Below are 8,262 nucleotides of genomic sequence, written 5' to 3' on the forward strand. Positions count from 1 at the left end.
GGGCGGGGCGGGGCGGGGCGGGTTAGAAGATTTCCAGGCCTTGGGGGGCTCGGGTCCAGGTGAAGGCGGGGGCGGTGGTGGTCATGGAGCCGGGGTGGAGTTCGTCGACGCGGCCGGCGGCGGCGAGCGAGCCGAGGCTGTTGCCGCCGAGGTAGACGGCGGCCAGGGTGGCGGTGTCCAGGCGCAGGTGGGGCTCGTCGGTGGTGGGTTCGCAGGTGGCGTGGTCGGGGCCGCCGCGAAGCCGGAACACGCCGCCGCTGCCGGGCAGCAGCTCGTCGACGACGTCCAGCACCACGTCGACCTCGGTGGCGTACCGGCGGCCGGACAGCGCGGCGGGCACGTCGAGCAGGCGGGCCCACAGGCCGTCGCCCATCCGCATGCCGAGGCGGCGCGGGTCGTTGGCCAGGTACTGCAGGGGCTCGTCGACCGCGCCGAGCCAGAGCCCGACCTTGCGGGTGAGGTCGACGTTGAGCAGGAAGTCCCACACCATGGTGTACGCCGCCGGAGTCGCCGCGATCGCCTCCATGACGCCGATCTCGCCGTTCGGCCCGCTGTTGTCCCAGTCGGAGCGGAAGCGGTAGAGGGCGTAGCCGACGGGGGTGTCCCCGTCGTGGCAGACGACGCCCTGCAGCGGGCCGGACCCGCCACGGTGCCAGGCCTGGTCGGCGAGGCGGTAGTCCCACCAGCGGGAGTCGCGGCTGGCGAAGCCGGGGCGGGACGGGCGCAGCTGCTCGTAGAGCGCGGTGACCTGGGCCCGGTGCCCGGCGGCGGGACCGGCCGACAGGCGCAGGCCGTCGAGCCGCGTCTTGTCGAAGCGGGAGCCGTCGATGCGCGCCTCGCGGCGGTCGATCTCGAAGCCGAGGCGGCGGCTGGCCAGGCCGTAGCCGTACCGGCCGTAGATGCCCCCCTCGCTGGCCCACAGCAGTGCCAGCGGCTCGCCGCGGTCGCGGATCTCGCCGAGCTGCCGGGTGAGCATCGCCGAGGCCAGCCCGCGGCGGCGATGCGTGCCCGCCACGGCGACGACCGTGACGAACCCGGCGGGCAGCACGCCGCCGGGCACGGTCAGCTCACGGGTGTACGTCCCGACGTGGCCGACGACCTCGTCGCCGTCCACGGCCAGCACCGACCGGGCGGGCTCGAACAGGGCCCGTTCCTCGTCCCACTCCCGCCCGCCGCCGTCGTTCAGGAAGGTGCGCTGGACCAGCTGATTGACCTGGTCGAAGTCGCCGTCGGCACCGGTTCGCAAAGTCACCATAGGAGGTTCTTAACCCGCGGGCGGCGGCCGCGGCAACCCTGTTCGCGGCGTGGCGGCTCAGCCCGTGCGCCCGGCCCACCAGGCTTCGACGTCGGCGGCCAGTGAACTGTCCCGCTCGGCGCGCTCGGTGAGGGCTTCCAGCCACCGTCCGACCAGCTCGGAGACGCGGTGCAGGTCCTCGGGGCGCACCTGCGGGTGCTCGGCGAAGTACGCCAGCAGGCCCTGGGTCTCGGGGCGGCCCGCGTCGCACCGCGGGCAGAGGCCGACGGTGCGGGTGCGGGTGGAGCGGGGCAGCGGCACCTGCGCGGTCAGGCACAGCGCTTCGGCGCAGCTGCCGCAGCGGGTGCCACCGGCGGCCCGGACCTTGACGTCCGTCATCGCGGCGACTCGGGAGCGAACTGGCAGACCTGCACCGGAGCAGGTTACCGGGCGCACCGGCCCGCGCCCCGCCAGCCCCGCACCGTTGCGCGTCCGCGCCGCTGCGCGTACACCCGTCGGGTCCGGCCCGGAGGCGGCCGGTCAGGGGGCGAGCAGGCGGGTGTGCAGGCTGTGCGGGTCGGCGGTGGTGGGCAGGGCGGCGAGCCAGGCGGCCGCGGCGGCGGCGTCGCCCGCCGGGCGCAGGGTGGTGGCGGGCCAGCTCACCGAGATCGTGGCGGCCAGCTCGGCGGCCAGGGGGGTGTCGTTGGTGAGCAGGCCGCCGCCGCGGACCAGGACGGTGGTCTCGCCGGGCGCGCGCACCATGGCGACGGTGTCGGCCAGGTGCGCCGCGCCGCGCTGCACGACGTCCACGGCGGCCGGGTCGTCGGCGTCGTAGCAGCGCAGCACCAGCGGGGCGAGCCGGGCCAGGGCGATCGGGGACGCCGCGACGACGGCCTGGACCAGCGCGGCGGCGGTGTCGCGGCGGCGGGGCGCGACCGTGTCGGTGCCGAGCAGTTCGCTCAGCACGCCCGCGGCCAGCGCGCTGGGTTCGCGCTCCTTGTCCAGGTCGCGCAGGGCGCAGCGGACGGCCTCGCGGCCCAGCCAGTAGCCGGAGCCGAGGTCGCCGAGCAGCCAGCCGTGACCGTCGGCGACGTGGTCGAGCCGGTGGCCGCGGACCCGGGCGGCGATCGCGCCGGTCCCGGCCACGATCACGGTGCCGTCGGGTTCGGGGGTGCCCGCGGCGTACGCGGCCAGCACGTCGCTGACCAGCTGGGGCTCGCAGCGCAGGCCGAGGCCCGTCCAGGCCTGGTCGAAGGCGGCGCGCAGGGCGGGGTCCGCCCCGAGCTTGGTGAACCCGGCCATGCCGAGCACCGCCCCGGCGACCGCCGTCGGCGCGGTGTCGCCCAGCGCGGCGCGGATCGCCCCGGTCAGTTCGCCCAGCGCGGCGGCGCCGTGGGTGGTCGGGTTGCCGCCGCCGGCCCGCCCGGCCCCGAGCCGACGGCCGTCGGGCGTGGCGAGGACCGCGCGGGTGCTCGTTCCACCGACGTCGAGACCTAGTACCAGCTTGTCCGACATGTCCGCCTGTACCTCCTCCAAACGGTCAACGCCGGTGTGGCCTATGCGGCATTCATGCTGCCGGTAGTGGCCGCCGGGAGCAAGAGCCGGGCAGCATCGCCAGGTAACAGCTTTGAAAAGTTTGCCCGTGGACTTGACAAGAGGGGGTCGCCAGTAAGAAGTTTTACCACTAACAGTTAACTTCCTTTCGGTTAACTGTTCGGTACCCGGTCAGTAGGAGAAGTCAGTGGTGGAAAGCGTGGAACCGGTCGCGGCGGTGCAGTCCGCCCCGCTGGGGATCCCGCACGCCCGGCTCAGCGGACTGGACCGGCCCGACAGCGTGCTGGTCCGGGTTCGCGCGCAGCTGCCCGAGTTCACCGGGGCCCTGCAGCGCGTCGCCGAGCAGGTGCTGACCGACCCGGCGGGCGCGGCCCGAGCCACCATCGTCGAGCTGGCCGAGCGCTCCGGCACCTCACCCGCCTCGATCACCCGCTTCTGCCGGGCGCTGGGCTTCGAGGGATACGCCGATCTGCGGCTCGCCATCGCCGGGGAGACCGGCCGCGCGGCCCGCTCCGCGGGCTGGGCCGAGGACATCGGCCGGGCCATCGAGCCGGGCGACCCGCTGGAGCGCGTACTCGCGCAGATCATGGCGGCCGACACCCAGGCGATGCGCGACACGGCCGCGATGCTGGACCTCGCCGAGGTCGAGCGGGCCGCGGCCGCGATCTCCTCGGCCAACCGCGTGGACATCTACGGCGCGTCCGGATCGGCGCTGGTCGGCGCGGAGATGCAGTTCTCGCTGCACCGCATCGGCATCGCCGCGTGGACCTGGCCGGACGTGCACAACGGCCTGGCCAGCGCCGCGCTGCTGCGCGAGGGCGACGTCGCGCTGGGCATCTCGCACACCGGGCAGACCCGCGAGACCGTGGAGATGCTGGCCGAGGCCGGGTCGCACGGGGCGGTCACCATCGCGCTGACCGGTTTCCCGCGCTCGCCGCTGGCCGAGCTCGCCGACATCGTGCTGCTCACCGCGAGCCAGGCCACCTCGTTCCGCCCCGACGCGCTGTCGGCGCGCCACCCGCAGCTGGTGGTGCTGGACCTGCTCTACATCGCGGTCGCCCAGCGCACCCACGACCGCTCGCACGCCGCGTTCCAGCGCACCGCCCGCGCGGTGGACGCGCACCGCTTCAGCAACGGCCAGAGCAAGGAGGGCGACCTGTGACCGCCCCCGCCGCCGTGCTGTCCAAGACCGTGCTCGACCCGATCGAGCACTGGGCCGACACCACATCGGGCAACGACGCTCGGTGTGGTGCCGCACTGCAACCCGGTGCGGCCGGGTCCGCCGCGGCCGCGGGTCCGCCTGCGACCGCGACTGCTACAGGCACCGCCTCACCACACCCTCGAGTCACTATCTCAGCGACCCGAAACTGAGGAGACAATGATGTCCAACCACACCGACAGCTCGTCGGCCCTGAACCGTCGCAGCGTGCTGCGCCGGACCGCGGCCGTCGGCCTGCTGGCCACCCCCGCCGCCGGCCTGCTCTCCGCCTGTGTCGGCGGCGGCACCGACGAGCCCAGCACCTCGGCGACCGGCGACAAGACCGCCGAGAACCCCCTGGGTGTCGCGACCGAGACCCCGGTCGAGGTTGTGATCTTCGATGGCGGTCTGGGCACCAAGTACGCCACCGACGTGCACGTGCCGTCGTACGAGAAGAAGTTCCCGAAGTCGAAGGTGACCTTCTCCTCGACGCAGGAGGTCTCCACGACCCTGCAGCCGCGGTTCGCCAGCAACACCCCGCCGGACATGGTCAACAACGCCGGCTCGAAGCTGATGGACCAGGGCAAGCTCGTCGAGGCCGGCCAGGTCGCCGACCTGAGCGACCTGTTCGCCGCGCCGTCGCTGGACATCGCGGGCAAGACCGTCGCGGACACCCTGATCCCGGGCACCATCGAGCAGGGCACCTTCAACGGCAAGCCGTACGTGCTGAACTACGCCTACACCGTGTTCGGCCTGTGGTACTCCGGCAAGCTGTTCAAGGACAACGGCTGGACCGCGCCGACCACCTGGGCCGACTTCACGGCGCTGCTGGAGAAGATGAAGGCCAAGGGCATCACCCCGTACTCGTACGCGGGCGCCAACGCGGCCTACTACCAGTACCTGGTCATCCTGACCACCGCCGCGAAGATCGGTGGCCCGGACGTCCTCAAGGCGATCGACAACCTGGAGAAGGGCGCCTGGACGAACGACGCCGTCAAGCAGGCCGCCACCCTCTGGGCCGAGGTCGGCGCCAAGTACGGCAACAAGGCTCACCTGGGCCTGAAGCACACCGAGGTTCAGCTGCAGCAGAACCAGTACAAGGTGGGCTTCTACCCGTCGGGTTCCTGGCTGGAGAACGAGCAGGGCAAGGACACCCCGGCCGGCTTCGACTACCAGGTCGCCGCCATCCCGGGCGCCACCGCGTCGGACAAGCTGCCCGCCACGGGCCTCTACGCCGCCGCCGGTGAGATGTACTTCGTCGCCAGCAAGGGCAAGAACGTCCAGGGTGGCAAGGAGTACCTGCGCCACATGCTGTCCAAGGCCGGCGCGAAGGGCTTCACCGAGCTCACCAAGTCGCTGACCGTCGTCACCGGCGCGGCCGAGGGCCTGACCCTCTCGCCCGGTCTGACCTCGGCCAATGCGGCGCTGACCGCGGCCGGTGCGGCCAACTTCAGCTTCCGCTGGGACGCCTGGTACAAGAACCTGGACGACGAGTGCCGTGCCGCCACCAACAAGCTGATGTTCCAGGGTGGCACCGCCGACGAGTTCTGCACCCGGATGCAGGCCGCGGCTGACAAGACAGAGAAGAAGTTCTCCCGCTAAATCCCCCCGAAGCCGGAGTAGTTGATCATGCGGCAAGGTAAATACCCGTTCGTCATCGGGTTCCTGATCGCCCCACTCGCCCTATACGGCATGTTCGTCCTGCGCCCGATCGCCGCGGCGGTCCAGGTGTCCATGACGAACTGGAGCGGTCTGTCCCCGAATTTCGATTTCGTCGGCTTGGAGAACTTCCAGAAGCTCCTGGACGACGACAAGGTATGGCTGGCAGCCAAGCACCACGTCTTCCTGCTGGTCACCTTGCCGGTGATCACGATCGCCCTCGCCCTGTTCTTCGCGTTCCTGCTGAACATGGGCGGGGGCACCCGCGGCGGCATGATGACCGGGGTCTGGGGGTCGAAGTTCTACCGCGTGGTGTTCTTCCTCCCCCAGGTCCTGGCCGTCGTCATCGTCGGCGTCATCTTCGGCCGGGTCTACGCCCCCGACGGCAGCGGCGTGCTGAACCGCTTCCTCGAACTGTTCGGCGTGGACGCGGTGCAGTTCATGGCCGAGTACGGCCTGTGGTCGATCCTCGGCGTGCTGGTCTGGCAGGCGGTCGGCTTCTACGTGGTGCTGTTCGCCGCGGGCATGTCGAGCATCCCGGCCGAGATCTACGAGGCGGCCGTCATGGACGGCGCCAGCCGGGTCACCATCTTCTTCCGGGTCACCATCCCGCTGCTCATGGAGACCGTCAAGGTCGCCTGGGTGTACCTGGGCATCCTGGCCATGGACGCGTTCGCGCTGGTGATGGTGCTCTCCATCGACGAGGGCGGTCCCGACGGGGCCACCACCGTGCTCCCGGTGCAGATCTACAAGTCGGGCATCCGGGAGTCGGACTACGGCTACGCGTCGGCGCTCGGCGTGGCGCTGGCCGTCTTCACCATCATCTTCGCGGTGCTGTCCCTGCGTGGCGGCAAGCGCAACGCGGTCGAGCACTGAGCGGGGTCTGTCGTGGCAAACAAGTCTGAGAAGCGCAACAGCGCCGGCGTCCTGAACAAGCTGTCCCACGTCGCGCTGGCCGTCTGGGCCATCCTGATCATCTATCCGCTGGTCTTCACGTTCCTGGCCGCGTTCAAGAGCAACACCGAGATCTTCATCGGCAACCCGTTCGCGCTGCCGAGCCACTGGGACTTCGCGTCGTTCGGCCGGGCCTGGACCGAGGCGAAGGTCGGCACGTACTTCCTGAACAGCCTGATCGTGGTGTCGATCTCGACGTTCGGCACCATGCTGCTCGGCGCGATGGCCGCCTACGTGCTGGCCCGCTACGAGTTCATCGGCAACAGGTTCATCTACTTCCTGTTCATCGCGGGCCTGGCCTTCCCGGTGTACCTGGCACTGACCCCGCTCTACATCGTGGTGCAGGAGCTGGGCCTGCTGGGCACGCACACCGGCCTGATCCTGGTGTACATCGCGTACTCGCTGCCGTTCACCGTCTTCTTCCTGGCCGCGTTCTTCAAGACGCTGCCGAACGCGGTGGCCGAGGCGGCGATGATCGACGGCGCGTCGCACACCAAGCTCTTCTTCCGGGTGATGATGCCGATGGCCAAGCCCGGCCTGATCAGCATCACGATCTTCAACATCATCGGCCAGTGGAACCAGTACGTGCTGCCGGTCTCGCTGCTGCCCGGTGGTGCCGAGGGTCAGGAGAAGTGGCTGCTCACCCAGGGCATCGCCAACATCTCCACCGCCGCCGGCTACCAGGCCGACTGGCCCGCGCTGTTCGCGGCGCTGTCGATCGCGATCATCCCGATGATCATCGTGTACACGATCTTCCAGCGGCAGATCCAGTCCGGCCTCACCGCGGGCGCCGTGAAGTAGGCCCGTACCACCCCGCTCGTCACGATCGCGGCGGTCCTGTTCTCACAGGATCGTCGCGATCTTTTTCAGTACGGGCGGGCTACGGAGCAGTAGGCGTAGAGGTGGGTCTGGGGCTGGGCGTCGACGGTCGGCAGGGCCGGCTCCCAGAGGTCGGTGACCAGGTCCTCGACGACGAAGCCGTGACGGTTGAGCAGGTGCCCGAGCTCTTCGCGGGGGTACGCGGTCAGGGGCACCCGGGTGCCGAGGAAGTCGCGCATCAGGTGGTCGGAGTCGCCTTCGACCATGCCGAGGGCGAAGTAGCCGGTGTGGTCCAGGACGTGGTGGATGTCGGCCAGGGCCTTGTCGATGTCGGCACGGGACAGCATGAGCAGGGAGAAGAAGGCCACCACGGCGTCGAAGCGCTGCTGGGTGGGGTGCAGGCCGTCGAGGTCGAACAGGTCGCGCTCGACGAAGATCGCCTCGGGGACGGTGCTGCGGGCCAGTTCGAGCATCACCGGTGAGGTGTCGATGCCGACGACGTGGCTGCCGCCGTCGATGAGCTGGCGGACGGTGGGGGTGCCCGCGCCGCAGCCCACGTCGAGCACCAGCGGGTGCTGCCGGTCGGACAGGCGTTCCAGCAGCCACCGGCCCGCGGCGAGCTGGCCCGGCCGATCCGCGAACGCCTCGCTGTAGGTCGCGCCGATCCGGTCGAACACGGGCTCCGATGCGGTCATAAGTCCTATATATCCGTGCCACGCCGCCACCGTGGCCGAATCCCCGCCTCCGCCCGTCCCTTCGGGCCTGGCCCCCCCGGCCGGTCTCGGCCGCGCCGCGCCGCGCCGTGCCGCGCCGCGCCGCGCCGCGCCGCGCCGTGCCGTGCCGC

8 protein-coding genes are annotated in these 8,262 nt (G+C 71.0%); 4 read left to right on the forward strand and 4 right to left on the reverse strand.

Features of this window, described 5'->3' with window-relative positions:
- Nucleotides 1–22: 22 nt before the first annotated feature.
- The 3 genes from HAV40_RS33795 to HAV40_RS33805 form a co-directional block, all read right to left on the reverse strand.
- On the reverse strand, nucleotides 23–1,255 hold the full coding sequence (locus HAV40_RS33795) for a GNAT family N-acetyltransferase (RefSeq protein WP_166388353.1): 1,233 nt from the start codon (nucleotides 1,253–1,255) through the stop codon (nucleotides 23–25).
- 57 nt (nucleotides 1,256–1,312) lie between these two features.
- Complete coding sequence (locus HAV40_RS33800; protein WP_166388354.1) at nucleotides 1,313–1,633, reverse strand: DUF6300 family protein; 321 nt, start codon at nucleotides 1,631–1,633, stop codon at nucleotides 1,313–1,315.
- A gap of 141 nt (nucleotides 1,634–1,774) precedes the next feature.
- Nucleotides 1,775–2,749, reverse strand: coding sequence for an N-acetylglucosamine kinase (locus HAV40_RS33805; protein ID WP_166388355.1), 975 nt, complete (start codon nucleotides 2,747–2,749; stop codon nucleotides 1,775–1,777).
- A 256-nt stretch (nucleotides 2,750–3,005) separates the two neighbouring features.
- Between HAV40_RS33805 and HAV40_RS33810 the strand changes: the two genes are divergently transcribed.
- The 4 genes from HAV40_RS33810 (at nucleotide 3,006) to HAV40_RS33825 (ending at nucleotide 7,400) form a co-directional block, all read left to right on the forward strand.
- Nucleotides 3,006–3,950 (forward strand): MurR/RpiR family transcriptional regulator, encoded by a 945-nt coding sequence (locus HAV40_RS33810; RefSeq protein ID WP_409364924.1) that lies wholly within the window; start codon nucleotides 3,006–3,008, stop codon nucleotides 3,948–3,950.
- Nucleotides 3,951–4,169: 219 nt separating this feature from the next.
- A complete protein-coding gene (gene ngcE, locus HAV40_RS33815) occupies nucleotides 4,170–5,588 on the forward strand; it encodes an N-acetylglucosamine/diacetylchitobiose ABC transporter substrate-binding protein (protein WP_166388356.1) in 1,419 nt (472 codons plus the stop codon).
- A 27-nt stretch (nucleotides 5,589–5,615) separates the two neighbouring features.
- Nucleotides 5,616–6,521 carry a carbohydrate ABC transporter permease gene (locus tag HAV40_RS33820; RefSeq protein WP_120315913.1) on the forward strand — a complete coding sequence of 302 codons (906 nt, stop codon included), beginning with the start codon at nucleotides 5,616–5,618 and terminating at the stop codon, nucleotides 6,519–6,521.
- Nucleotides 6,522–6,533: 12 nt separating this feature from the next.
- Entirely contained in the window at nucleotides 6,534–7,400 is an 867-nt protein-coding gene (locus HAV40_RS33825; protein WP_166388357.1) for a carbohydrate ABC transporter permease, read from the forward strand.
- Nucleotides 7,401–7,465: 65 nt separating this feature from the next.
- Here HAV40_RS33825 and HAV40_RS33830 read toward each other — a convergent pair whose 3' ends face one another.
- Nucleotides 7,466–8,113, reverse strand: a complete 648-nt coding sequence (locus HAV40_RS33830) for a class I SAM-dependent DNA methyltransferase (protein ID WP_166388358.1) — start codon at nucleotides 8,111–8,113, stop codon at nucleotides 7,466–7,468.
- Nucleotides 8,114–8,262: the final 149 nt, after the last annotated feature.

Source organism: Catellatospora methionotrophica, assembly GCF_011297335.1.
GTDB classification, from domain to species: domain Bacteria; phylum Actinomycetota; class Actinomycetes; order Mycobacteriales; family Micromonosporaceae; genus Catellatospora; species Catellatospora methionotrophica.